Raw genomic sequence first — 23,667 nt, 5'->3', positions numbered from 1 at the left:
CCGCGAAACTGCAATTATCTGATAAGTTCGCGGAATTTTCTGGATCTCCTGCAACGCCACAGAACTTTTTCTCGCGACAACGAAAAACCGTCCCAACCCCACAAACCTTATGTCAAAACCTCAGTATCAAAAACCATGCTGCGCTAGTAAGCGCTTTAATTCACCAATATGCACCTGACCAAAATGGAATACTGATGCCGCCAATAGCACATCGGCCCCCGCTTGGGCTGCGGCAAGAAAATGCTCGAGGGTACCGGCCCCACCGGAGACAATCACCGGAGTAGTCAATCTGCTTTTGATCAGTCGCAGCAACTGCAGATCATACCCACTTTTCGTTCCGTCGCAGGCCTTACTGGTCACCAGCAACCAGCCAGCCCCCGCTGCTTCCACCTCCGCCATATACTCAAGGGCATCTTTCCCCGTAGCAGTGGCACCGCCGTTTATATAAACTTCATAGTGGGAAGGTAAATTAGGATTCAGGTCCACGTCCACTGCCGCCACGACCCGCTCCTGGCCAAAGGCCTGGGCCAATTCCCTGAACAATTGGGGTTTGTTAAAACCGGCACTCCCCACCGATACACGGGTTGCACCAGCCTCCAACACTCGCCTGGCATCCTCCACGCTGCCGATACCCCCACCCACAGTAAGGGGAATATCGATGACCTCTGCTACCCTCTGCACCACATCCAAGGTAGTCCTCCGCTGTTCCACCGTGGCACTGATATCCAACATAGCCAGTTCATCGGCACCGTTCAACGCATATGTACGGGCACATTCCACCGGATCTCCGGCATCCTGCAATTCCACGAAGTTGACTCCCTTGACCACTCGTCCATCCTTCAGATCCAAACACGGCATAATCCGTACCTGAGCCATACGTCCCACTCCTAACAAATAGCTTCCTAGATTCGTTCATCGATTTCCTTCCAGAGGAAAGCACCGCTGGTCACCAGGAACATGGTCATAAAAACACTGGTCACGATGGAGTACAATATACTGAGAAGCAAGAATCGGCGGTTCCGGTTAATCTGGGATAGACCAATTAAGATCGCACCCAAGGCCGGAAACCTGTTTAGAAAGGGTGTCGGCAGCACGATGAACAACCCCATAGCCCCGGCCAGAAAGGAGCCCAACCTCATCTCCAACTCCGTCGGTACCAAAGGTCCCTCCTGGGCAAATCGCAACTCTAGCTTTCTCATCACCGGCAAGGCCTTGGTCAACAACAGGGCCGCAGTCTTCTGATCAATCCTTCGGTTCAGCAGCCAGTTGGGTAACCACGGTGCCTCCAAACCAAGGGCCCGTTGCAATCCCCAGAAAAAAACAAGGAGTCCCGGCAGAATACCACCCCCCGGTGGCAACGGGATCATAACAAACAAGCCCACCAGGATGAACAGAAAACTAAAGCTGTACTGCCCAGCGCAGGCGAACAAATCCCTCAGTTCAATGGAATCTTGCTCCAATACACCGGCCAGTGTATCGGAAAGCGAATTATCCAGCGACATAATCTGCCTCCTTGTCTTCCAGTGTACCACCAGGTGAAACCGATTCGCAAGAGTTTTTGGAACAGACTTGACTCAATCGGAGGACGAATAGGGAAGCACCAAGGCTTACCTTGGACAACATGCACTTCCACCCTATTCCAGACGAACCTTGGCAGCATCCGAGTGGGACCTCGTGGCAAAAACTAAGGGATCCTAAAAAGAAGTGAACCAAGGAAGACAGCGAAGAAGGACTACCTGGGGAGAGGGACAAACCCCTCTCCGAACAGCTTCTATTGGTAGGGAAACTGATTCATATACCCAGCAAACTGTTGCTGTGCCTGCTGAACCTGCTGCAGTTCAGCGGTCTCCAAAGCGTACCAACCCTTGCGGAACATCAGTTCATAGCATTTTCTTGCACATTCGTGGGTCTGGTTGAGCATTCCTAAGACATCCTGATGCAGAGTCTGGTGACTAGCTTCCCGAGCAAAGACATTGTATCCGTCCGTCAGGTACTTCGCCGTAGCCAAGATATCGTTGAGCAGATCACGGTCGTTCAGTTCCGGACCTTTCACCGCAGGGGTCGGCTCCGGGTTTTGAATACGCTGCGACACTCAGGCTTCCTCCTTTCCAGTTACTGCCACACTTTCTGGGGATTGAGGTGTTGATGCAGTTTAACATAATGGGCTTGATGCATCCGACCCGCTTCGTCTAATAGGCTTTTCACTTCTGGGTCCTGACACAAGTTGGAGTAATGCCGGCACTTCTTCATCGCCAACAACTCCCAAGACATCGCGTCTTCTATATACGTCAGGTCTTTACCGGTCAGCACCTCGGGCGGTTTAGTCATGACTGTTTGGGTGTTCACCATGGGGATTGTGCACCTCCTTTTGTCCAAACTGTCTTCAGTTACATTTTCCCCCGACGGAAACCAATCAATGTTAGCAATGATTTCCCATCACCGAGCGTAGGCATCGCTGGGATAGCAAAGCCACGTCTCTTGTGCTAAGATATCTAGTGTTATCTTCCAAGGAAAAGAGGTTCTTGAGCACATGCAAGTTGGTCTAATAGGACTACCCCAAGTGGGCAAAACAACAATCTTCGAAGCAATGGCTTCCGCGCAAGGCAAGGGAGCCTCGCATATGGCCGTAACCAAGGTTTACGACCCGCGGGTGGAACGCCTCAGCGAAATCTTTAATCCCCGAAAGACTACCTATGCCCAGATCACGATCGTGGATCATCCTGGTCTGACAAGCCAGAATCAATCCCAGATCTTCAATAAATTGCAGGACATGGACGTCATCGTCCACATCGTTCGCCAATTCAGTGCACCCCATGTCCCTCACGTTGAGGGCAGTATCTCCCCCCTACGCGATGCTAAGCAGGTCTTCTCTGAGATTATCCTGGCCGACTGGCAGCTGTTAGAGACCAGAATTACCCGAGGGCGAGAGGAAAAGAACCCCAAGAAGCGGGCCATTTGGGAAAGGGAACTTCCGGTGTTGAATCGCTGTAAGGAAGCCTTGGAGGCTGAACAACCGCTCTTCGACCTCACCTTTGATGAAGATGAAGAAGCAATTCTAAGAAACTACGCACTACTGACCATGAAGAGTTTCATCGTGGTGCTAAACGTGGAAGATGTCAACGATCCAGCTGATGATGAACTGGTGACATGGTGCCAAGACCTGAATATTCCCCTCATCAAGGTCTGCGGCCAACTGGAAAAGGAGATTGCCGAATTAGAGCCGGAAGAACAGGCGGATTTTCTGGCTGACGCGGGAATTGAACAACCCAGCGTCCACCTTTTGGCCCAAACGATCTACGACAGTATGAAGCTTATCTCGTTCTTCACAGTGGGAGACGACGAAGTGAAGGCTTGGACCGTCCGCCAAGGAGACACAGCCTTGACGGCCGCTGGAAAGATCCACTCCGACATCGCCCGGGGGTTCATCCGCGCCGAAGTAGTGAATTACGATACTTTCATCACCAAAGAAAGTATGGCGGAACTTCGTAAGGCCGGACTCATCCGCCTGGAGGGAAAGGAATACCTGGTTCAAGACGGAGACATCATCCATTTTCGATTCAACGTCTAATCCTTCACACGGACCGACTACACGGGGGCTGCGGACGTCATTCTGAGGAATCCCCAGTGCACTTTCTCCAGCAATGTCTATCACCCACAGCCCCCTTTTCACAATCTCCTGTTTGACGGTTCTATCCGGGTCCATACGAGTAACGGTTGCATGTTGTTCTTTTCTGGGCTCAATAGTCGTGCACTACCATCTACACCTATACATCCTCAACGAGTTCCACGCCGCATCCAGAGCACGCAACGCCACGAAGCGCATCAATTCCAGCGGCCCTGGTCCAAACACACCAGTCGGAGCATATTCCCAAGTTTGTAGACAGAAAGCAGGAATTTCTAGTTACCCGTGTCGAACTAGTATCCTCGGAAAGGAATCTCTTGCAGTATTTGGTGGTGCTTTACACCTCGTATTTGGTCCCGCACAATAAGGTTACCGTGCCTGCCCCGTTACCCCAGGCCCCGGCAATTTGGCGGTCACACGATAGATTGAACCATACACATTGGCTAACTAAGGTGCTCTTGACAGTTCTCGCTAAAGAACTATCGGACGAGACAGATTCTCAGTGAACTAGGACTAGGGTCTGTACAATTTGACAAGATATGGTATGTTGTTCTATCATAACTAGTAAAGACGTTGTACCATGGAAACATTCACCAGTATCGTCGTGGGATGCTGTAATACCGGTGTCAAATCCAGCATAAGGTCAACCTTAAGCGAACCTGCTCATAATCTCTAAGCAAAAGGAGGTACCACTGTGAAGGGAGATCCAAAGCTTATCGAGACGTTGAATGCTCTGCTAGCCGACGAACTTGCGGCCATCAACCAGTACATTGTACATGCCGAGATGTGTGAGGACTGGGGTTACGGCAAGTTGCACGAGGGTTTTGAAAAGCGGTCAATACAGGAAATGAAGCATGCTGAAATACTGATCGGTAGAATTCTGTTCCTTGGCGGGAAACCAATCGTGAGCAACCTGAGCAAAATCCACATTGGTGAGAACGTTCCCCAACAATTAGAGTTTGACCGGGCTGCCGAGGAGATGGCAATCAAGGCTTACAACGATGCTATTGCGCTTGCCGCTGAAGTTGGCGATCATGCGACACGGGATATCCTCGTTCAGATTCTCAACGACGAGGATCGCCATATGGATGAACTTGAGGAACTCATAGACCAGATTGAGCAGATGGGACTGCCCATATTCCTGACGACTCAAGTTGACTGATTATAAGACAGAAACTCTATTTCGTATCGAGTAGGAGGGGGCGGCAAGCCCCCGTCCTCTCACACCACCGTACGTACCGTTCGGTATACGGCGGTTTGCCAAGCTTGACGAATTTGATGGTAACGTTCGGTGAAGCTCATCATCCCTTGGCTGCTCCAATATCGATTATCCAGGGCTATACTTAGCATCTGAGACACGCGCCGGTGTCCTTTCCGGGCATTGGCCAGTTTGTGTACGGCCCATTCGGGTACACCCAAGGCCCGCAATTCGCGGTATCGGGTTCGGACGCGGTTCCGTTTCCAGACACACATTCTTAGCCTTCGTCTTATCCAGCCTTCGAGCAGTTCGAACTTGCTCGGTGTTTCGGCTAACGCATAATAGCCTAGCCATCCGCTAAGATAGGAATTAAGCTTCCGAATACGGTCCGTCATACTTTCTGGTTTGGTCCGAGAGGTTATCTCCAGTATTTGGTTTTGTGCCCGTTTGAGGGTCTCCGAGGCAAGCCTGATTCCCATCCCACTCTTTCGGTGGTACATGCTGAACCCCAGAAACTTCCGCTTCCATGGCCTGTCAACTAAAACGACGGAAAGCAATTGTATTATACGATCGGGTATTTCCGTTTCCAACCCTGATAGGAAGATCCAAAACGCAGGAGCCCCGCGTGGCTATCCCCCTGATGGAGGAATTTCCAACCCTGATAGGAAGATCCAAAACCCTCGTTACACTGGGATTTTGCTACAGAACCAGAACACTTGTTCGATATGCGTTAAGATGGACAGATGTCGAAAAACCGCTTGATTAAGTCCTTTCATGGTTTTTGTCATCCTTCTTGATTCGCGTCGACCCCCCAGGGATTTTGCGCTATTGGAGGTCGACGCGAAAAACCAAACGGATAGTTCTATATTCTCCTCTTCCGGCCCAACTCCTTCCAGAACACTGTTTCCCACCTGCACTATTTAACGAAAATATTCTCCTGAACAATCCCTAGTCGTTCAAACAGCCCCAAATGATAGGACGCATCAAACAATTCACGCCTGGCATGCGTATCGGTCCCAATGGCTATCTTGCCACCATACTTACAGACAAGTTTTAGCATCAATTCGTCGCAAGAGCAAATATAGTGAGAGTTCAGTTCCAGTGCAACGCCAGCCGCCGTAACTTGCTGCACCACCCTGTCCAATACCTGGAGTGGAATCTCCCCGAGTTTGCGCTCTAGGATCCGGAAGGGGTGCGCAATAATATCCACTGGATAGCGCAGCAGGTCATTGATTTGCTGCCAAAAGGAAGCAAGAATCTCTTCTTCCGTCTGTCCCGACAAGTGATGAATTGCACCTAGTATGATCTGGAAATGGGGAAGGTACTGCTCTTCGATGGTGAGATCTCCCCAACTGGTCACCTCAATCTCGATTCCAGGCAGGAAGAATTCTCCATCCAGCTTGGATAGCATCTCCAAGTATCGCTCTACCTTCTCCAGTCTATAGTCCCTATACTCCTCAAAATACCTAGGATCCTTGTGCCATTTGAAACCCCAGGCAATCTCATTTGGAAAGGCAAGGTTAAAACCGTGATCCGTAATGGCCACACGGGACCACTCCGTCTCCTGAGCCAAATACCATTCCAAAGTGAGATCCGAATCGGCACAATAGGAAAAACCAAGATTACCGGTATGATTGTGATAATTCCCCAATCTCATCTACATAGCCCGGTGAAAGCCTTCGTACATCCACCGGAACTTACCCTCCTAAATTCTCTTGATCATCTGCTTCAAAAACGCATATGCCTTTGCGGCATCTTCTTGAAAATCGGTCACGGAAAACTCACAGGAAATCCGGCGGTCATAACCAATGCTCTTTAGCTCTGCAAAAAAGGAGGCAAAGTCATAGCTACCACTCCCAGGGTACCGTCGACCGGAGTCTGCCACATGCACATGGTACAAAAGATCGCCAATCTCGCTGATCACCTCGAAGGGCTCTTCTTCCTCCATCATGTGCCAGATGTCCAGCGTCAATCCCAGGGATGGTTGGTTCAATTCCTTAAGTAGCGCATGGGCTTCCCGAAGGGTGTTAATGATGTTGCCTTCTTTTCTCCGTAGGGGTTCGACACAGATATGCAAATCGTTGAGAGTGGCCTGACGAGCAACCATAACCAGAAACTCTTTGATTTGCTCCCAGGCTTGGTCCGGAGGAAATCCTTCCGGATAGGATCGAGCAGGACCGCTACCAAAGACAATCAACTCTGCACCCAGGGCCTTCGCCCGTGGCAGCACCAAGTTTATGTACGTCTCTATGGCCGCAAAATCCCGCTGCGGACCGGTTAGCTTTAGATTGCCGGGAATAAAGCAGTTAAAGGCATCTACTGTAATCTCGAGATCCTGGAACTGCTTGTACAGTCGTTCAAAATCGTCTGAATCACCGGACAAGGTCATTGCTACATTCAACTCCACATAGTCGTAGCCTATCTCCTGCACCAAACGGGCTTGATCAGGATTGCAACAAATCCCCAGTTTCATCTTGAACTCTCCCTGAACTTGATGTGTGGGAAACTCGAAATGAGAGGAGAAGTCTAGAGGACACCGTCCATGGTGCCCCTAGACTTGGAATACAAGCCTTAAAACTGCACCTGTGGCACTTCCCTGGCCTGTTCCGAAGCCTGGAAGTAGGGATACGGATCTTTACCAAACATACGAGCAATCAAGACCGTAGGAAAGCGGCGAATACTGCGGTTCCATTTTTCCACCGCTTCATTGTATTCCTTCCGGGCATAGGCGATGCGGTTTTCAGTACCTGCCAACTCATCCTGTAAACGAATGAAGCTGGCATCGGCCTTCAGCGTAGGATAGTTTTCCACCACCATTAACAACCGACCCAAAGCCGTATCGAGGCTGTTATTGGCCTCCATCTGGTCCTCCGGAGTCTGAGCGTTTAGCAAACGACTCCGCGCCGCGGCGATATCCTCGAAGATCTGCTGCTCGTGGCTGGCAAACCCCTTGACTGTGTTCACCAAGTTCGGGATCAGATCCGCCCGGCGTTGCATTTGGTTTTCCACCTGGGCCCAAGCGGCATCGACACCAGTCTCCAGATTCACCAGACTGTTGTATTGACCAATCACCACAATCACCAATAGTAATACCACAATACCAGCAATAATGAGACCTTTTTTCACCATCATTCCTCCTTAGAATCTGCGGCTTGCTCCGCCACCACCGCTTCGACCTCCGCCAAATCCGCCAAACCCACCGAACCCACCGCCGCCACGGGGACCGCGCGTGGGCGGTACGTAACCTCGGCTGCTCCGTCTCCCGGGTCCCATGATAAAGGGCGTACGGGAACCAAAGATCATTAGCAACATCATGAGTATGAAAAAGCTCACCACTGTCTTCACGAAATCATTGTCCCGTTCCTCGGCTAACTCAAATTCTTCTCCGGAAAGCTCGGCCACATAGGCCTTCATTCCGGTTAGCAGACCTTGCCCCCACTGTCCTTCGTAGAAATAGGGAAGGACGTATTGATCCAGAATGGCACCTACCTTACCGTCTGGCAAGATACCCTCCAGTTGGTAGCCCACCTCCACCCTAATCTCCCGTTGCTCCTCCCCTAGGATCAGAAGCATCAACAATCCACTGTCCTCGGTACTGGAACCAATGCCCCAATCATTAAACAGTTCCACCGCGTATTCCTCAATACTCATCCCCTCGGTAGAATCCAGGGTGACTACGGCAATCTCGATGCCCTGTTCCTCTCGTACTTTGCGGGCCAGGGCCTCCATCTCGTTCTTACTCTCCGGATCAATAACATTGATATAATCATTCACAAAGCCCACAGGCCGGGGAAAGGCGGCAAAGACGTTCCCCACCAGGAGAACGAGTATTAACACCCCCCCTAACCCAATCCGTACACCCTTTTTCATTAACCGTCATCCCTTCGTCTGACAACCACAACTATGCAATAACTATATCATATTCAAACCCCTGGGGAAAGAGTGCCCCATGTCTGTCCTTGCCCACTTTAAGACCCTGTCCTCCCAGTCCCTGACCCTAGGAAACCTTGTTCTATCCTCACTCCCAATTATTTTTCCAAGGCAACAGATTCTTCGATGGTTCCACGATCATTTGCGCTAATTTCCGCCCTTTGTTAGAATTAGACTGGAGTCTTGAGGAGGTAATCCCATGGAACAGATTCTCGTTCATTACAATATGGACCAGATCAAGGACCAACTCTACCTTGTCCTACTCAATCTGTCTTTGCACACCAGGTTGACCCCATCGATGAAGGTAGGTATCAAGCCCAACCTGGTGGTGGCCAAACCCGCCGACAGTGGTGCGACCACTGACCCTCGGCTAGTGGCGGCGTTGGTTGCTTTCCTCCAGGACGTTGGCATAAAGGACATCACCATCATGGAAAGCTCCTGGGTAGGGGACGATACAGAACGGGCCTTCAAAGTATGCGGATATACCGAAATCAGCAAGCGTTTTGGAGTCCCTTTGGTGGATCTGAAGAAGGACAAAACCCGAAAAGTGACCTACCAGGATCTGGAACTGGAAGTTTGTGTCTCACCTTTGGAAGTGGATTACCTCATCAATCTCCCGGTGTTAAAGGCCCATTGTCAGACGAAAATCACCTGTGCCCTCAAGAACATGAAGGGTTGCATTCCCGACCGGGAAAAACGGCGTTTCCACACCTTGGGTTTGCATCGGCCCATCGCTGTACTAAATAAGGTTCTGCCGCAGCATTTGGTGATTGTCGACGCCTTGGCCGGGGACCTCACCTTCGAAGAAGGCGGCAACCCGGTGCACATGGACCGGATCATCTGCGGACACGATCCTGTAGCCATCGACGCCTACGCAGCTAGGCTCCTTGGATACGATCCGACGGAAATCGAGTATATCGTCTTGGCAACGGAACTAGGGGTGGGAACCCAAAGGTATACGGTGACTTCCTTCGGAACCCCAAGGCCGATGACCGAGGCAAAACCCACCCGGCTACATCAAAGGCTGGCTAGGTACGTGGAAGCCAAGGATGCCTGCTCCGCATGCTACGGCAGTCTGCTCCACGCCCTGAAACGATACGAAGAACGTCATGGGGCTTGGCCCCAGGGCAAAAAGATTTTAATTGGGCAAGGATACAAAGGCCAGAAGGGAAACGAACTGGGCATTGGTTCCTGTACCCGAGGCCACAGCCACTACCTGCCCGGCTGTCCGCCCCAGGCTTTGGATATCCTCCAGTTCCTTGAGGAGCATACCCTGTAGCTCAGTCGGCAGAAAGCCACAGGAAAGTGTAGACCACCAGTTCCTTATCCTGTTGAGTGACCCGAACTGTGCTTTCCTTAAGGCCTGGCAAGTCCGTATCGGTAGTAGCGATTTCCACGGAAAATCTATCGGAGATCCTGGCCAGAACATCCGGCCCGGGCGTATTGCCTTGGCTTGTGGTGTACTCCACCACATTGCTGACAATCCGGTAGGCTTCCGCTAAATCAGATGAAGCTTGCATCCCCCGATGCATCATCGCCACAACACCATACAGGGGCGGTACTAGTATGCCGATGAGCAGAATCACCACCAGCACTTCGATGAGAGAAAAACCCTCGGCACGTTCTAACATGAACTCACCTCCGCTGGGCGTTACGCAAAGCCACAAAGTGTATCACCCGACGCGGTTTGCTGCCCGCGCCCACCGCAGCCAATTCTAGGGTGATCTCCAACAGGGACCCATCGGTAATTTGAAAGGAAACCGAGGTCAAGCCGGAAAGGACGGATACTTCCTTTCCTCCTTCCACCTGTCGGTAAAGAGTGTCCTCTCGGAAAAGGTAGACGATCTCTCGTCCTGCGAGGTCTTTGTAGGCCAAACCCGTACCCGCACCTAAGGGAGTGGCTTCGCTGGCTTGTACCAAACCCAAATAGCGAACCTCATCGTAGGTAAAGCCATAGGATAGCTCCATCAACACCGCGGAGAGGTTCTGCTCCGCCTCGTACCAGCTACTTACGCGCCTGGGCACAAAGGCACCGGAAGAAACCACCAGCAAGATGATCCCTCCCACAATACCCAAGACAGATATAACCACCAACAATTCCATCAGGGTATATCCCGCTTCAGAAGATCGACAAAAAACCGAGCTCTTCATATCCTGTGTCTCCTGTGTGCTCACCTGGCTTGGGAGCCCTCAACCCGTTGGTGCTCCACCCGTTTATCCAGATCCAACCGGTAAACCACAAGCCGCTGCGCCAATAGTTCTGCCAGCCAATCATGGCAGGTGAAAACGAATACCTGGCGTTGTCGACTGATCTTCTCCAACAGAGAAAGGGCCTGGAGAATTCGAGACCGATCCCAATTTACGAAGATCTCATCGAGGAAGACCGGCAGGCGTTCTTGCCCTTCATCCAAATGTTCGGCGATGGCTAATCTCAGGCAAAAATGCACCTGATCCTGGGTCCCACAACTGAGATCAGTAATGGAGATTGGCGCGTAAATATCGGAACGCTTCACCACCAACTGAGGTGAAGAACCACCTTCTTCAAAGAATACCTGGGTGTAGCGCCCCTGGGTGATCGTAGCTAAGTATTCACTGGCAATTCTCAACACGCTGGGTTGATGCTTTTGACGAAACCGACGCTCCGCCTCCAGGAGGATGGCACTGACCAACTCCAACCGATCCCGCAGCAGGGTTGCCTCCCGCAACTCTTCCAGACAAGCGGCAATTTCACCATCCACCTCTCCCAAGGTGGGATACCGCTCCAGTTCGGCACGCTTTATCGCCAAATCCGCCAGGCGGTCTTTACACTGTTCAAGTAACCCCCCATCCCCTTCAATGGCCTGGAGCCTGTCCTTGGCTTCCTTGATCCTTTCACCTGAGAGGATCCCAGCTGCCACGGCCCTTTGGACCCTTTCCCGTAACTCGTCAAGATCGGGATAGGATTGTGTAAGCTGCTGGGTCAAAAGGGCGCAGGCCTGCAAATCTTTTTGAGCTTGGCTGGCAATTGCCAACCCCTGGCTCAGATCCCCTTGACCAATCCTTAATAGTACCTCCTGCCACTGTGCCTTTCTTGTCGCGAGGGTCCGGTGCTGATCCTGTAACAAGGCTAACCTTTCTTCCAAGGCCCGTTTTTGAAGAAGCCTTTGGTTCTGCGCCTCCTGTCCCTTGCTAAGCAGCTCACCCATCTGCTGCAACTGTGCGAAAACCGGCCCCGAAAGCCACAACTTTTCACCCAATATATTGACCCTCTGGGAAAACGCAGTCAAGGCCCGATTCGCTTCTTGCCAAGCTGTTTCTAACCGAGCTCGTTCTTGGCAAAGGTTGTACAACTTCTCTATCCTTGCCAGGGTTGACTCCTCAGCCAGAGGGTCTTCGGGAAGCCCTGTCAAGGTCGCTAGGCGGATAATCTCCTCCCGTTGGGTTTGGAGTAGTTTTGCTTGGCGATCGTACCATTCCTTCCAAGCTAAGGACCGGGCAATGCTCACTCCCGCCAAGGGAGCCGCGGCCAGGTAAAACCACGGGGAAAAACTCATCCCCAACAGGATACATAAAAAGGCCAAGCCAAGGCTCACCCAGCCTAAAACCATGGTCGGCGGAGAAGTCGCCTCCAAGTCGGCATTAAGCTGACGGATCCTGGCGGTAATAGCGTCCAAAAGGCCAGCTTCCAGGGCGGTCACCCGTCGAACCAGGTCACCTGGTCCAGCTAAGCTTTCTACAGTTCCCTTCAGCTTCTCATCAAGGCGGTGTAAGTCCTCCTGGAGCCGTTCTAGCTGTCTTTGCTGTTCCGCATAGAAGGGCTCCTCTTTTTGCAGGGCCCTAATCTCTTCCGATAAACCCATCGCCTGTTCAAGGGTGGGATCCAGCGGGGCCAGTTGCTCTATCCGGCTCCTCAACTCCCTTTGCTGCCGTTCGTTTTCCCGCAGTTGGTCTGTAACCCCTTGGAACTGCTCTTCGATTTGCTGCGGAAGGGAAGCCACTTCCTCTTTCCACCGGGTTTTCGACAGTTCCTCGATCCGCTGCAGTTGTTCATGGACCGGTTTTAACAAGCGGGCTTCTTCTAGAAAAGCCGTCAGTTGTTCTCGCTCCTCCCGCAACGCCTTGGCCTGCAAACGGAGTTCTTCCTCTTGCCTTTGGATCCCGCGCAACTCATCTTGGACCGTGACAAGGGTACTCCGTTGTCCCTGCAGTTCCTTCACCCGTTCTCTCAAGTCCCGGACCCTGGTGCGCCGACGGTCCTCCCGCCAGAGTTTTCTCGCCTCCCTGGCGCTTTCCTCTGCCACCTCGGTGACGGGTCTAAGAAAACTGGTACCGATGCCGGTAACCAGCTGATCACCAACCTGCTCCCACGTCCGGGGGCCGAATACTTGCATCTGTTCCTGGGTGAGCATGAAGATCTCCCCGAACAGGGCCCGGGGGATGGACACCACCCAGGGAACCGTCTGGTTCCGGAGAGACTTGCTTATACCCTGCCGGAGCAGGCTACCCGCCGGACGCGAGGCCAGGTTCCTCTCAATCCGGTACCGGGCCCCATCATCCAACACCACTTCCACTGCCCCTGCGGGACGGCCACCGGCCCAGGGCACATAGGGAAATTGGGCCTGGTTGGCCGGAGAAAAACCATAGAGCATCGTTACTAGGAAGTTGAACAGGGTGGACTTTCCAGCCTCGTTGGCGCCTTGCACCAGCACCAGGGTACTTTCCCCCAGCTCCACCGTTAAGTCCTTCAGGTGCCCAAAGGCCTCGATCTCAATCCGCGCAATCTGCATAGTCCCACCCCATCCTACTACTCCTTCACCATTTTCAAAGCTAAATCCTGGTCCAAATTGTCCAGCAATTGAGCCAAGTACTGTGCTTTGTTTTCTTCGTTGACGAAGCCTTCCCTCTCCCCGGCCAAAACGGGCAATAGCTCCAACGTCCTTTGGGGGTCCTGCTGCAATTCCTCGTAGATGCTCAAAGCCTCCGCCAGCACATGGGGAGCGTGCTTATACTCCTGCGGGTCAAGAGAACCGGTCAAAGTACCTAGCTTCAATTCCACCCCTAGGGCTCCGGTCTCCCTTCTGATCTCCTCACCCAACTCCAGCCACTGGTCTGGTTCGCCAGCCATCCGGCCTAATTCCTTACTCAAAGGACTTGGCCCAGCGAACTCTACCCGCACCAGCAAATTCTCTGCATCTTTAGGTACAAGGCCCCTAAGCACCCGGAACAGGTCTTCGAAACTCCGCACGTCCCTGAGATCCGGCGTCAACCTCAACCACTGGACCGGTGCCGTTGGGCAAAACTTCACGCGACCGTAGTCTTTGGTCAACTCCACCAACAGCACGCCCCGGGGGCCCTCTTCCTTGGGATTGTTACCAATCAAGCTACCGGAATAATGGGCCAAAGGAGCTTCCAGGACCCTTTGGGGCTTATGGATGTGCCCCAGGGCCCAGTAGTCATAGCCCTTGTTCTGCAAATCCCCTTTGGTACAGGGGGCATAGGGTTCTTCCGGCGCAAGGCTAGATGCCACTTGACAATGGAGCAGACCCACCGTGGGTACAGAGTAACTCAGCTTCGGAAAGGTGGCCGCTAGGTTCTCCATTACCTTAGGCCCGTTGTGTCCGGCACCTCCCACCACACCCACTAGTCTGCCATCGGACTGTACCTCCACCAGCTGAAAGGCATCATCGATGATCACAATATTGGGCCAGGGTAGGCTCCGGGCCTTGGAGTCCGGTCCGCCGTAGTCGTGATTGCCCGTCCCATACACCACCTGCACACCGGCATCTACCAGCCGCCCCAATTCCTCCATCAGCAAAGTCTCACCACGAAAGGACAGATAGTTTTCATCGAAAAGGTCTCCGGCAATGAGAAAGGCATGGGCCCCTTCGGCTAAAGCCAGGGCAACGGCCCGCCGAAAGGAGGTATAGGCCGCATTCAGAAGAATCTTCCTGATGCTCTCATTTTTGGTGGCATAGGGTGCATCCAAGTGACAATCGGCCATGTGGACGAAACGGAACGGAATCAATGCAATCACCTGCTTCCATCTTCCTATTAGATCTTCATCCTTCACCGTCTATTTCCTTCCTCCAAGGTCAGCTGGATTCGGCCTAGTGCCGCTGCCAATTGTCCTCACCTTCTGTGTGCTGCCAGTCTTACCACCGTTCAAGTCATCCCATAGCCCGGGAAATCGGTAGCAGAATACCCTACTGGTTCCCGGTTTGGGAAACCGATGACAACACAGTGACCGAAGGCCACCGCTACCCTAGACAATGGATCCACAATGGAATATCCTTAAGGTGTAAACTCCACGTGACTTGCCCACGGTGGATCGTTTGGTCAATTCCACACCGAACTGGTTGAGTATCGTTACAAGAAGGGATGAACCTTATGGATGCAACACTGTTCAAGCTGCTGATTCCCGTCATTTTCCTGCAGGTGGTCCTGTTGGTGGCAGCCATGCTAGATCTGGTAAAGCGCAAGGAAGTGACCGGAGGTAACAAGCTGATCTGGGGGATTGTCATCCTGTGCTTCTCCATCATCGGCCCCCTAATCTATTTCCTCTTCGGCCGAAGGGAGGCCTAGTCGGTGAAGGCGATCGTAACCCAAGACCTAACAAAAAGGTTTGGTAACCTCACCGCGGTGGATAATCTCAGCCTAGAGATCCCCCAGGGTATAGTCTTCGGATTCTTAGGTCCCAACGGCGCAGGAAAAACCACCACGTTGAAGATGCTTTTGGGTTTTACCAAACCTACCAACGGTAGAGCCTGGATCATGGGAGAAGAGGTGGACACGGGTACCTACCGTCGACACATAGGCTACCTGCCCGACGTCCCTAGCTTTTACAACTGGATGAGGGCCGATGAGTTTCTACTATTCATGGGAGAACTGGTGGGTATGAAGGGCCAACCCCTGCGGGAACGGGTGACAGAATTACTAAAACTGGTCGGGTTGTCCCAGATAAGGACCAGGATTGGCGGCTTTTCCCGGGGCATGAAACAGCGGTTGGGGCTGGCCCAGGCCCTCATCAACCGTCCCAAGGTGCTGCTTTTGGATGAGCCCACCTCCGCCTTGGATCCCATCGGTCGCAAGGAAATCCTGGAGCTCATCCGTTCCATCGCCGCAGAAACCACGGTAGTCCTCTCCACCCATATCCTGGCCGATGCGGAACGGATCTGTGATCAAGTGGCCATCCTGGACAAAGGAAGACTTTTGGTCCACGCAACGATGCCAGAACTGAAGAAACGGTTTTTCGATTCTGTGTTCACTCTGCAGGTAGCCGAAGAGCCCACTCCCCTGCTTGAGCGACTGAAGGAAGCACAATGGGTACTGGAGGCTAGTCTGGAATCAGGCAAGCTTAGGCTGAGAGTCCAGGATCCCGCGGCGGCCCAGTACGGACTGCCTAGGCTCATCAGTGAGCTGGGCTTTGGCTTAGTGGACTTCCAAATGCAGGAGATAACCCTGGAAGATATCTTTGTAAGGTTGGTGAGGGAAAATGGGCAGTAGCATTACATTACTGAAGAAGGAATTCAAGGAGATCTTGCGGACCTATCGGATCTATGTAATCCCCACCATCTTTTTGCTCTTTGGATTGACCAGTCCTATTATCGCCAAACTAACACCGGAACTGCTCAAGTCCATTGCCACGGAATTCACCATAGAGATCCCGCCGCCCACCTGGCTAGATGCCTTTCGGCAGTTTTTCAAGAACATGCACCAGATTGGAGTCATCGTGGTCATCTTGACCCTGATGGGGAGCATCGCAGAGGAAAAGGACAAGGGTACCGCGGCTTTAGTATTAGCCAAACCGATCTCGCGACGCAGCTTCGTTTTGGCCAAATACGGGGCAAACCTGCTATTCTTGGCTGTGGTCTATCTGGTAAGCTACTTAGGATGCTTGTACAACACCACCGTGCTGTTTCCGGAACTGAATACAAAGGCATCGGCACAAGCAGCCTTCCTGTCCCTGGTTTACATCTTCTTCATCGCTTCTTTGACGCTCTGTGCCAGTACCATCAGTAAAAGTGGCCTGGCCGCCGGGGGCTTGGCCATTGGCGGGTTTATCATAACCGTCACCCTTCCGGCACTGCCCGGGGTCCTGAAAACCTACTCACCCGGGGCCCTCACCGGTCTGTCGGATCAAGTCCTCACCGGAGCAATCCCCCTCCAGGAGGCCCTACCGGCAGTGGGAGTTGCCGTCCTCCTCGCCCTGGGACTCGGGGCCATCGGCATCCAGATCTTTTACCGTCAGGAACTTTAGGTACTAACGACCGGTCCCGTCACCGGTCGTTATGCTCCCTTTATTCGTCATCCTCCATCCAGTCATAGTCCCAATCGTCATCATCCCAATCCTCGGACCAATCTTCTTCGTCGTCCCAATCCACCATGTCCCCATACTGCAGAGGTGCCTCTCCGACCCTTTTCACCACTGCAGGCAGGTCTTCGAATTCCTCTGCATCCTGCACATCCTCCACCTTTATGGTAAAGCACCAGTGGTCGCCATAGTCGAAGAGGAACAGCATCTTCTTCCCCTTCTCTGGAAAGACAGATAAAACGCTAGTCTCAGTGACGCTTCCAAACTCGTTTCCTTCCCCGATGTCGCTGAAATACTCGTAGCCTTCGGTGGACTTAGCATAATTCCTCAAGTTATTGTAAAACCCGAACATGTGATCAAAGTCAAAATCGAAGCTGTCGACAATCAAATGGGCCAAGTCATATAACGACCACTCTCCGGGCACCGCCAGCACTCGGTAGGGTTTATCCGGAGCTCGGCCGAAGGGATCGTCTAAGGTTACTTTGAGGACTACTGCACTACGGTCTGACATCAACTCTTCCTCCCTAGGCTCTAATATCACCCAGTCCGGCAGCAAATATGTACGACTAGATGTTATCTCGGTGATTCCTATTATACTACGGCCTCTAGAGGGATAAAAGACTTTTTCGGTAATCCGGGCACGATCCCCCCGGGGCAACAAGCCCCCTGTCCACTCCCTCGACCAGGGGGCCACCCCGCTCCAAACCTAAGACTTAAGCTGTGGCCAACAAAAGCTTGCCCTCCAAAGGCTGTAATGTCACCGGAAGGGCGCCCTTTTCCGTAAGAAAGCGTTGGCCTTCCAGCAAGTCCACAAAGGTACCCTCTCTTCCCAAGTCCAGCTTCAGATGATGGGGCATATCGGTATTGCGATTGAGTAGCACCAGGGCTTGTCCATCTTCTCTGTTTTGTCCGAAGACATCCTTTCCGCCGGTGATCTCCCGTTGAAAGACATAGACGTCGCCCCGGGCGTAGACCGTCTTCCAGTGACCTGTGCGCAGGCAGGGATAACGATGTCGCAGGTGAATCAGTTTCCGATGCCACTCCAGAAGTTCCTGATCCTCCCGGCCCCAGGGATAGGTGCACCGGTTCAAGGGGTCCTTGTAGCCCTCCATACCCGCTTCATCGCCGTAATAGATGCTGGGTACACCAGGGAAGGTCATTTGCAACAGCACCGCCAATCTCATCCGCCGCTTCCCCAGGATCCGCTGCTCCTCCGCAGGATGATACGCCGCTTGTTCATCCATGGTCATGGTCTCCGGATCCGGCGCTCCCTGCAAGATGGTCAGGGCCCGGACCACGTCGTGGCTGCCAATCAAGTTCAGCATGGCGTAGAAACTCTCCCTAGGGTAGTTTTCATAAAGGCTCATCAGTCCCTGGTGCAGCTGTTGACCATCGATCCGTTCACAGAGAAAATCCAGGACAAGACCTCGGAAGGGATAATTCATCACCGAGTCAAATTGCTCACCCAATAGGTATTCCCTAAACCTACCATCGGGCCCCTTCTTATTGGAGGCATCATCCCACACCTCGCCGATGAGGACCCCGTCGGGTTTTTCCTCCTTCACCACTTTCCGCAGTTGCTTCAAGAATTCATCGGGCAGTTCATCGGCCACATCAATGCGCCAACCGGCGGCCCCTCGCCTCAACCAATATTTCACCACACTGTCTTCGCCATGCAAAACAAACTCCAGAAAAGAGGGCTCCAGCTCATTCACATTGGGTAGATGAGAAAAGCCCCACCAGCAGTCGTAGTGGTCGGGGTAGTTGTAAAATCGGTACCAGGAATGATAGGGCGAATGGCGCCCCTGGTAAGCCCCGATGCTAGGATAACGCCCCTCTTTGTTAAAGTAAATGCTGTCGCTACCAGTATGACTAAAGACACCGTCCAAGATCACCCGTATCCCCAGCGCCTCCGCCTGGGTGCAAAGCTCCTGGAACAGATCATTGTCCCCAAACATTTGATCGATTTTGTAATAATCTCCGGTGTCGTATTTGTGATTGGAGTAAGCCTCGAAGATCGGATTGAGATAAAGGGCAGTGATGCCCAGTTTCTTGAGATAAGGTAGCTTCTTGATGATGCCCAGCAGATTACCGCCGAAAAAATCGTTATTCCTTTTGTCCCAGTAGTAGGGCTTTTCGTCCCATTCCCTGTGAATAACCACGTCCTCCTTGGGATTTAAAATGGAACCGTCCTCGGTGCCGTTACAGAAACGATCCACGAAGATCTGGTAAACCACTGCATCCTTGAACCAAGCAGGAGTAGTGAAGTCCCGTCGATACACCGTGATCTGATAGGAATTGCTCGGATGATCAACCACCCTCCCCACCCCACCCTGCTGCAGTGGATTGTTGCAATAGAAGAGGGTTTGTTCGTCTGTATGAAGGATGAAATAATACCAGATTAGCCCTGTCCTATCGGGGCGGTACTTGGCCTCATAGAGGCCTTGGGAGTTAAGTTCCATGGGAATTAGTTGCTCCCCCTCATCGATCCAAAGACGCAGAAAAACCTGTTGGACAGGTCTTTTCGTCTTTACCTTCAACCGAAGGGTGATCTCAGTCCCTTCGGAGACCGCCCCAAAGGGTGTACGGTAAAGAGGATCGTGAGAATTATGATAAATCACCATGTGGTTTCCCTCCAGGTTTGATGTTGGGGGGCATCAATGGCCGGTATCGTACGTATATTTTTGAATGATGTGTATTATGTATTATACATTATACTATATAGATAATTTTCATCACAAGTGACATTAAATACAAGACCCTTTTAGCACTTGACAGGACAACCCCTACCGGTCCATAATATACCCATACCAGTACGGGTATTGGAGGGGTACAGATGAAAGTAAAAATGCCTATGAGTTTCTGGCAGCGATCTGCATGGATCCTGGTGCCGATCATCGCCTTCGGGGGGTTATACTATCACAAACTGGGACTACTTCTCTTGCCTATTATGTTGACCTTGATCCTGTTGGGATTCTTTAGAGGAAAGTATTGGTGTGGAAAGCTCTGCCCCCATGGTAGCCTCTTTGATGTCATCCTGAGGCCCTTTGCACCACCGAAGACCTCAGTCAAGTTGATCGGTTCCCAAACCTTGCGTCTGGGCCTTTTCGTCTTTTACATGGCCATGTTCATCCGCAGAGTCATCAAAGTCCTCCCCTTGTTTGGCACCCTTTCCTTCTGGGATCAACTTGGGTTGCTTTTGGCCATCAACTACTTAATCCCTACCCTGGTGGGCATCTTGCTGGCCCTCACCGTAGGACGCCGGGCCTGGTGCTGGATCTGTCCGATGGGTACCATGCAACAGGCGATCCACTGGCTCGGCAACAAAACCGGTCTCAATCACCGGACAGACCAGCGGGTGACACCGGTAAACCTGGCAGCCTGCAGGAATTGTGGGATCTGCGCCCGGGTCTGTCCCATGGGGATCAACCTTCCTCCCCAGGAGCAACTCACGGATCCCCGCTGCATTCGCTGTGGACTATGTATAGCCAATTGCCCGGCCAAGGTCCTAAAGTTTGAAAATCCCCGCGATAGTGCTGATTTTGAGACTAAACTCTCGGCCTGAAAAGTCGGTCCCGGAGTCGGCGCACCCATTGGTTAAACCGCTGGTAACGTTCTCTATCCAGCAGCAATGCGATCGATACGAGGATCAGGACCAAGATGACCAACCAGGCGGCCGAGGTGTTTTGGGCCTCGGATAAAAGCCCCACCCCGGCCCCGTAAAGAACGGTGGTAACCACCTGGGCCATCAGCTGGGCGCCCCTTTGGGCCTCCTCGAGATTACTGTGGACCGTTCCCACCTCCAGTAGGAGGGCCCGAGGATGCAAGTCCTGGTTGAAACTGCCCCGGCTATAGTAGATGCCCCGGATGAGTCCGGGGTATTCTTGATCCGCATAATGCTTCAAGGCCAGGGCGAATTCCTCGTTCAGCGACATCATGGGATTGCCGGCTCCAATAACCAGTAAAATCTTAGTGAGATCCTCCCCGGCCAACCGGTGGGCATAGACGTGGGCCGGAGGAGAGTCCCGGTGGATATCGAAAAGCGCGTCCACCTTCTGTTGAGTCAATTCCGTAGCGGTCCGACGGGACCGTTGGTAAGCTAAGCCGTCGATGGGCGCGTGGCTGGTATCCCTGTGCAACACCTGGACACCCTCCTCTTCCAGACACTGGGCCATGGTTCGGCCCACCTGCAGAATATCCCCTTCTTCTTTGGCCTGGACCCCACTGGTGGGCAGATAGGCCTCCGCATCATGGGTGTGGTACAGTCCGATCCGGTCGAACCGTACCACATCGGCTGCGGCACCGAGCAAGCCCCGCTGGAAAGTGTCCTTTGGGAATCGTTCCTCCAGAGAAACCGTCTCCAGATATCTAGCTCGGGCAGTTGCCTCCTGCACCTCGAAGATAATATACTTCCGGTTGTCCGGATCAAGGAAGTAATCCCCCACTGCCACCTCCAGACCGGTTTCGAATAGGAGATTACCCGTTTCGTCGTAAATACTTACAAGGGAGCTTGCCGCGGTCCCGTTCACAAGTAAAACCACCAGTAGGGGAAGTAGTAGTTTCATCCCGCCACGCCCATCCTTCCATGAAGTGCGGGTTTAGTATCTCACTGGAGTAGATGTTCTATAACCCTCACGACGTTACGCATCACTCTCTTCCCCATTTCCTGTGCCAAAGCAGGTGCTTGTTATCGTAAACATGGTACTTTGCCGGATCGGAACGTTGACAAAGCTTGCCCTTTACCTTAGACTTTTTATAAATTGCCAACACAGGGGGGGTTTCATGTCCAAAGAGTTTCTGGAGATAATCAAAGAACAGGTCCTACTAGCCGATGGTGCCATGGGCACGATGCTCATAGAAGCCGGAGTTCCCGCGGGCAGCTGTTTAGAAGAAGTGGTGTTGACTAACCCCACTTTGGTACAAAGCATTCATGAACAATACATCAAGCAAGGAGCCCAAGTGATCCAGACCCACACCTTCGGGGCCAATGCGGGGAAACTGTCCCGGTACGGGTTACACCACAAGACAGAACAGATCAATCGCGAAGCGGTGAAAATTGCCCGGAAGGCTGCGGGTACGGATGTGTTTGTAGCAGGATCCGTGGGCCCCACGGGGAAACTGCTGCGTCCCTTCGGGTCTTTATCCCAAAGGGAGGCGACGGAGATCTACTCCCAGCAAATCAAGGCCTTATTGGCCGCGGGCGTAGATCTGCTGATCATTGAGACCATCTCCCAGACCGAGGAAGCCCTGGCGGCGGTACAAGCAGCCCGCCAGCTAGATGCTGACATCCCTATCGTTTGTCAGATGTCTTTCCTGCGGGACGGGAAGACTGCGATGGGAATTGCTCCCCAGACGATGGTGGAAGAGCTGGAAAAGGCGGGCGTGGATGTTTTGGGGGTAAATTGCGGGGCCGGGGTGCAAGCACTGATCGATGTATTACATGCCCTACACTCCTTGACCCAATTGCCCCTGTCGATTCAACCCAATGCCGGATTACCGGAAATTGTGAACCGTCGCACATACTACTACTCCTCCCCGGCCTATTTCGCCAGTAAAGTGCCCGAATTTGTGGCGGGCGGCGCCCGGTTGATCGGGGGCTGTTGCGGCACAAGACCCGAACACATCGGTGCCATGGCCAAGGCCCTACGGGCCCTGCGGCCGGTAACGGTGGTGACGGAGCGTGTCCCAACCCCATCCACCGAACCGGAAGCACTACCCACCCCACGGGAGTCCCGCTTTGCCCGGATGCTGGGTAACCAGTTTCTTACAACCGTGGAGATCGATCCTCCCAAAGGCACCAATCTAGACAAGGTCTTCGCCGGAGTCAAAATGCTGCTGGATGTGGGCGTCGATGCCATCAACATCTCCGACAGTCCCATGGCCCGGGTCCGCCTAAGTCCTATCGCGATTGGCCATCGGTTACTAGAGGAAGTAAACACCGAGTCCATCCTTCATTTCACCTGCCGGGACCGCAACATCCTGGGGATCCAATCGGAGTTGTTGGGGGCCCACGCACTGGGATTGAGGAACATTCTGGCCTTGACTGGGGATCCGCCCACCATCGGTGATCATCCCGAGGCCAGTGGTGTCTTCGATGTGGATTCCCTGGGTCTAGTGCGGATCATTGCCGCGCTGAACAATGGGACCGATCTGGCGGGCAATCCCTTGGACCAGAAGACCAATTTCTGCATCGGCGTGGCCGCCAACCCCGCCGCGGCGAATCTAGATTTGGAGATGCAACGGCTAGAAGGAAAAATCGAGGCAGGAGCCCACTTCGTGCAGACTCAACCCATCTATGACATTAAGCTCCTGGAACGCTTCTTGGATTGTCTGCGGTCCCGATCCATCGAGATCCCAGTCCTGGTGGGAGTACTACCCTTAGTCAGTGTGCGAAACATGGAGTTTTTACACAATGAGGTACCGGGAATTGTCATCCCCGAAGGGGTCCAGGCCCGGATGTATCAAGCCCCACCGGATCGTCAGGCCCAGATGGGCGTGGAAATTGCCCGGGAATTCCTAGTCCAGGCTAGGGAACTGGTGCAGGGTGTGTACTTCATGCCTCCCCTTGGTCGCTACTCCATGGTGGTAGAGATCTTAAAGGGTTTGGAGTAGATCCCCCTTTTCTCA

General features: G+C 52.8%; 24 protein-coding genes. 8 read left to right on the top strand and 16 right to left on the bottom strand.

Annotated elements, in window-relative coordinates; translation table 11 throughout:
* Positions 1–126: 126 nt before the first annotated feature.
* From hisF to GXX57_04380, 4 genes are all read right to left on the bottom strand, one after another.
* Positions 127–876, bottom strand: a complete 750-nt coding sequence (hisF, locus tag GXX57_04395; GenBank protein HHV43892.1) for an imidazole glycerol phosphate synthase subunit HisF — start codon at positions 874–876, stop codon at positions 127–129.
* A 26-nt stretch (positions 877–902) separates the two neighbouring features.
* Entirely contained in the window at positions 903–1,502 is a 600-nt protein-coding gene (locus GXX57_04390) for an exopolysaccharide biosynthesis protein (GenBank protein ID HHV43891.1), read from the bottom strand.
* A 269-nt stretch (positions 1,503–1,771) separates the two neighbouring features.
* Entirely contained in the window at positions 1,772–2,092 is a 321-nt protein-coding gene (locus tag GXX57_04385) for a spore coat protein (protein HHV43890.1), read from the bottom strand.
* 20 nt (positions 2,093–2,112) lie between these two features.
* The gene (locus tag GXX57_04380; protein HHV43889.1) at positions 2,113–2,349 is read right to left on the bottom strand and encodes a hypothetical protein; all 237 of its coding nucleotides are present in this window, start codon (positions 2,347–2,349) and stop codon (positions 2,113–2,115) included.
* A gap of 181 nt (positions 2,350–2,530) precedes the next feature.
* On the opposite strand from GXX57_04380, the gene ychF reads away from it, so the two are divergent.
* Both ychF and bfr read left to right on the top strand, forming a co-directional pair.
* Entirely contained in the window at positions 2,531–3,568 is a 1,038-nt protein-coding gene (ychF, locus tag GXX57_04375; protein ID HHV43888.1) for a redox-regulated ATPase YchF, read from the top strand.
* Between the two features lie 748 nt (positions 3,569–4,316).
* Positions 4,317–4,784: a bacterioferritin gene (gene bfr / locus GXX57_04370; GenBank protein ID HHV43887.1), complete on the top strand. Its 468-nt coding sequence runs from the start codon at positions 4,317–4,319 to the stop codon at positions 4,782–4,784.
* A gap of 59 nt (positions 4,785–4,843) precedes the next feature.
* Here the strand turns inward: bfr and GXX57_04365 are convergent, their stop codons facing one another.
* The 5 genes from GXX57_04365 to GXX57_04345 all read right to left on the bottom strand — a co-directional run bounded on the left by GXX57_04365 (position 4,844) and on the right by GXX57_04345 (position 8,690).
* Positions 4,844–5,320 carry a transcription elongation factor GreAB gene (locus tag GXX57_04365; GenBank protein HHV43886.1) on the bottom strand — a complete coding sequence of 159 codons (477 nt, stop codon included), beginning with the start codon at positions 5,318–5,320 and terminating at the stop codon, positions 4,844–4,846.
* A 416-nt stretch (positions 5,321–5,736) separates the two neighbouring features.
* Positions 5,737–6,477: a hypothetical protein gene (locus tag GXX57_04360; protein ID HHV43885.1), complete on the bottom strand. Its 741-nt coding sequence runs from the start codon at positions 6,475–6,477 to the stop codon at positions 5,737–5,739.
* Between the two features lie 48 nt (positions 6,478–6,525).
* A complete protein-coding gene (locus GXX57_04355; GenBank protein ID HHV43884.1) occupies positions 6,526–7,293 on the bottom strand; it encodes a sugar phosphate isomerase/epimerase in 768 nt (255 codons plus the stop codon).
* A gap of 98 nt (positions 7,294–7,391) precedes the next feature.
* Positions 7,392–7,949, bottom strand: coding sequence for a LemA family protein (locus GXX57_04350; protein ID HHV43883.1), 558 nt, complete (start codon positions 7,947–7,949; stop codon positions 7,392–7,394).
* A 9-nt stretch (positions 7,950–7,958) separates the two neighbouring features.
* Positions 7,959–8,690 carry a TPM domain-containing protein gene (locus tag GXX57_04345; GenBank protein HHV43882.1) on the bottom strand — a complete coding sequence of 244 codons (732 nt, stop codon included), beginning with the start codon at positions 8,688–8,690 and terminating at the stop codon, positions 7,959–7,961.
* Positions 8,691–8,949: 259 nt separating this feature from the next.
* Here GXX57_04345 and GXX57_04340 point away from each other — a divergent pair, with 259 nt between their 5' ends.
* Complete coding sequence (locus GXX57_04340; protein HHV43881.1) at positions 8,950–10,029, top strand: DUF362 domain-containing protein; 1,080 nt, start codon at positions 8,950–8,952, stop codon at positions 10,027–10,029.
* Between the two features lies 1 nt (position 10,030).
* Here GXX57_04340 and GXX57_04335 read toward each other — a convergent pair whose 3' ends face one another.
* Genes GXX57_04335 through GXX57_04320 form a run of 4 tightly spaced genes read right to left on the bottom strand, consistent with a single transcriptional unit; the run spans position 10,031 to position 14,763 of the window.
* Positions 10,031–10,381: a prepilin-type N-terminal cleavage/methylation domain-containing protein gene (locus tag GXX57_04335; GenBank protein ID HHV43880.1), complete on the bottom strand. Its 351-nt coding sequence runs from the start codon at positions 10,379–10,381 to the stop codon at positions 10,031–10,033.
* Between the two features lie 4 nt (positions 10,382–10,385).
* Positions 10,386–10,901 carry a type II secretion system protein gene (locus GXX57_04330; GenBank protein HHV43879.1) on the bottom strand — a complete coding sequence of 172 codons (516 nt, stop codon included), beginning with the start codon at positions 10,899–10,901 and terminating at the stop codon, positions 10,386–10,388.
* A gap of 20 nt (positions 10,902–10,921) precedes the next feature.
* Positions 10,922–13,516 (bottom strand): AAA family ATPase, encoded by a 2,595-nt coding sequence (locus GXX57_04325; protein ID HHV43878.1) that lies wholly within the window; start codon positions 13,514–13,516, stop codon positions 10,922–10,924.
* A 17-nt stretch (positions 13,517–13,533) separates the two neighbouring features.
* A complete protein-coding gene (locus GXX57_04320) occupies positions 13,534–14,763 on the bottom strand; it encodes a DNA repair exonuclease (protein HHV43877.1) in 1,230 nt (409 codons plus the stop codon).
* Between the two features lie 353 nt (positions 14,764–15,116).
* On the opposite strand from GXX57_04320, the gene GXX57_04315 reads away from it, so the two are divergent.
* Genes GXX57_04315 through GXX57_04305 form a run of 3 tightly spaced genes read left to right on the top strand, consistent with a single transcriptional unit; the run spans position 15,117 to position 16,986 of the window.
* Positions 15,117–15,311 (top strand): PLDc_N domain-containing protein, encoded by a 195-nt coding sequence (locus tag GXX57_04315; protein HHV43876.1) that lies wholly within the window; start codon positions 15,117–15,119, stop codon positions 15,309–15,311.
* 3 nt (positions 15,312–15,314) lie between these two features.
* Positions 15,315–16,232, top strand: coding sequence for an ABC transporter ATP-binding protein (locus GXX57_04310; protein HHV43875.1), 918 nt, complete (start codon positions 15,315–15,317; stop codon positions 16,230–16,232).
* Positions 16,222–16,986, top strand: a complete 765-nt coding sequence (locus GXX57_04305) for an ABC transporter permease subunit (GenBank protein ID HHV43874.1) — start codon at positions 16,222–16,224, stop codon at positions 16,984–16,986. The genes GXX57_04310 and GXX57_04305 overlap by 11 nt, the downstream gene beginning before the upstream one ends.
* A gap of 40 nt (positions 16,987–17,026) precedes the next feature.
* Here GXX57_04305 and GXX57_04300 read toward each other — a convergent pair whose 3' ends face one another.
* Both GXX57_04300 and GXX57_04295 read right to left on the bottom strand, forming a co-directional pair.
* Positions 17,027–17,551 (bottom strand): plasmid pRiA4b ORF-3 family protein, encoded by a 525-nt coding sequence (locus GXX57_04300; protein ID HHV43873.1) that lies wholly within the window; start codon positions 17,549–17,551, stop codon positions 17,027–17,029.
* A gap of 202 nt (positions 17,552–17,753) precedes the next feature.
* Positions 17,754–19,664, bottom strand: coding sequence for a glycoside hydrolase family 13 protein (locus GXX57_04295; protein ID HHV43872.1), 1,911 nt, complete (start codon positions 19,662–19,664; stop codon positions 17,754–17,756).
* 212 nt (positions 19,665–19,876) lie between these two features.
* Here GXX57_04295 and GXX57_04290 point away from each other — a divergent pair, with 212 nt between their 5' ends.
* Positions 19,877–20,605 carry a 4Fe-4S binding protein gene (locus GXX57_04290; protein HHV43871.1) on the top strand — a complete coding sequence of 243 codons (729 nt, stop codon included), beginning with the start codon at positions 19,877–19,879 and terminating at the stop codon, positions 20,603–20,605.
* On the opposite strand, the gene GXX57_04285 is transcribed toward GXX57_04290, so the two are convergent.
* A complete protein-coding gene (locus GXX57_04285) occupies positions 20,589–21,605 on the bottom strand; it encodes a stage II sporulation protein P (GenBank protein ID HHV43870.1) in 1,017 nt (338 codons plus the stop codon). The two genes, GXX57_04290 and GXX57_04285, sit on opposite strands and share 17 nt — an antisense overlap.
* Before the next feature lie 217 nt (positions 21,606–21,822).
* Here GXX57_04285 and GXX57_04280 point away from each other — a divergent pair, with 217 nt between their 5' ends.
* The gene (locus GXX57_04280) at positions 21,823–23,652 is read left to right on the top strand and encodes a bifunctional homocysteine S-methyltransferase/methylenetetrahydrofolate reductase (protein ID HHV43869.1); all 1,830 of its coding nucleotides are present in this window, start codon (positions 21,823–21,825) and stop codon (positions 23,650–23,652) included.
* Positions 23,653–23,667 lie beyond the last annotated feature (15 nt).

The organism is Bacillota bacterium, from assembly GCA_012839765.1.
In the GTDB taxonomy this organism is placed as follows: domain Bacteria; phylum Bacillota; class Limnochordia; order DUMW01; family DUMW01; genus DUMW01.
The sequence above is the reverse complement of the archived record's forward strand: the minus strand, read 5'-3'. Positions and strand labels throughout refer to the sequence as shown.

What these genes read in the sequence shown, in the direction of transcription:
- GXX57_04300 (HHV43873.1), bottom strand. Translation starts at nt 17,551, where the DNA reads ATGTCAGACCGTAGTGCAGTAGTCCTCAAAGTAACCTTAGACGATCCC.
- GXX57_04340 (HHV43881.1), top strand. Translation starts at nt 8,950, where the DNA reads ATGGAACAGATTCTCGTTCATTACAATATGGACCAGATCAAGGACCAA.
- GXX57_04355 (HHV43884.1), bottom strand. Translation starts at nt 7,293, where the DNA reads ATGAAACTGGGGATTTGTTGCAATCCTGATCAAGCCCGTTTGGTGCAG.
- GXX57_04295 (HHV43872.1), bottom strand. Translation starts at nt 19,664, where the DNA reads ATGGTGATTTATCATAATTCTCACGATCCTCTTTACCGTACACCCTTT.
- GXX57_04280 (HHV43869.1), top strand. Translation starts at nt 21,823, where the DNA reads ATGTCCAAAGAGTTTCTGGAGATAATCAAAGAACAGGTCCTACTAGCC.
- GXX57_04345 (HHV43882.1), bottom strand. Translation starts at nt 8,690, where the DNA reads ATGAAAAAGGGTGTACGGATTGGGTTAGGGGGGGTGTTAATACTCGTT.
- GXX57_04290 (HHV43871.1), top strand. Translation starts at nt 19,877, where the DNA reads ATGAAAGTAAAAATGCCTATGAGTTTCTGGCAGCGATCTGCATGGATC.
- GXX57_04390 (HHV43891.1), bottom strand. Translation starts at nt 1,502, where the DNA reads ATGTCGCTGGATAATTCGCTTTCCGATACACTGGCCGGTGTATTGGAG.
- GXX57_04330 (HHV43879.1), bottom strand. Translation starts at nt 10,901, where the DNA reads ATGAAGAGCTCGGTTTTTTGTCGATCTTCTGAAGCGGGATATACCCTG.
- GXX57_04315 (HHV43876.1), top strand. Translation starts at nt 15,117, where the DNA reads ATGGATGCAACACTGTTCAAGCTGCTGATTCCCGTCATTTTCCTGCAG.
- hisF (HHV43892.1), bottom strand. Translation starts at nt 876, where the DNA reads ATGGCTCAGGTACGGATTATGCCGTGTTTGGATCTGAAGGATGGACGA.
- GXX57_04285 (HHV43870.1), bottom strand. Translation starts at nt 21,605, where the DNA reads ATGAAACTACTACTTCCCCTACTGGTGGTTTTACTTGTGAACGGGACC.
- GXX57_04365 (HHV43886.1), bottom strand. Translation starts at nt 5,320, where the DNA reads ATGTACCACCGAAAGAGTGGGATGGGAATCAGGCTTGCCTCGGAGACC.
- GXX57_04335 (HHV43880.1), bottom strand. Translation starts at nt 10,381, where the DNA reads ATGTTAGAACGTGCCGAGGGTTTTTCTCTCATCGAAGTGCTGGTGGTG.
- ychF (HHV43888.1), top strand. Translation starts at nt 2,531, where the DNA reads ATGCAAGTTGGTCTAATAGGACTACCCCAAGTGGGCAAAACAACAATC.
- GXX57_04350 (HHV43883.1), bottom strand. Translation starts at nt 7,949, where the DNA reads ATGGTGAAAAAAGGTCTCATTATTGCTGGTATTGTGGTATTACTATTG.
- GXX57_04305 (HHV43874.1), top strand. Translation starts at nt 16,222, where the DNA reads ATGGGCAGTAGCATTACATTACTGAAGAAGGAATTCAAGGAGATCTTG.
- GXX57_04325 (HHV43878.1), bottom strand. Translation starts at nt 13,516, where the DNA reads ATGCAGATTGCGCGGATTGAGATCGAGGCCTTTGGGCACCTGAAGGAC.
- GXX57_04380 (HHV43889.1), bottom strand. Translation starts at nt 2,349, where the DNA reads ATGGTGAACACCCAAACAGTCATGACTAAACCGCCCGAGGTGCTGACC.
- GXX57_04360 (HHV43885.1), bottom strand. Translation starts at nt 6,477, where the DNA reads ATGAGATTGGGGAATTATCACAATCATACCGGTAATCTTGGTTTTTCC.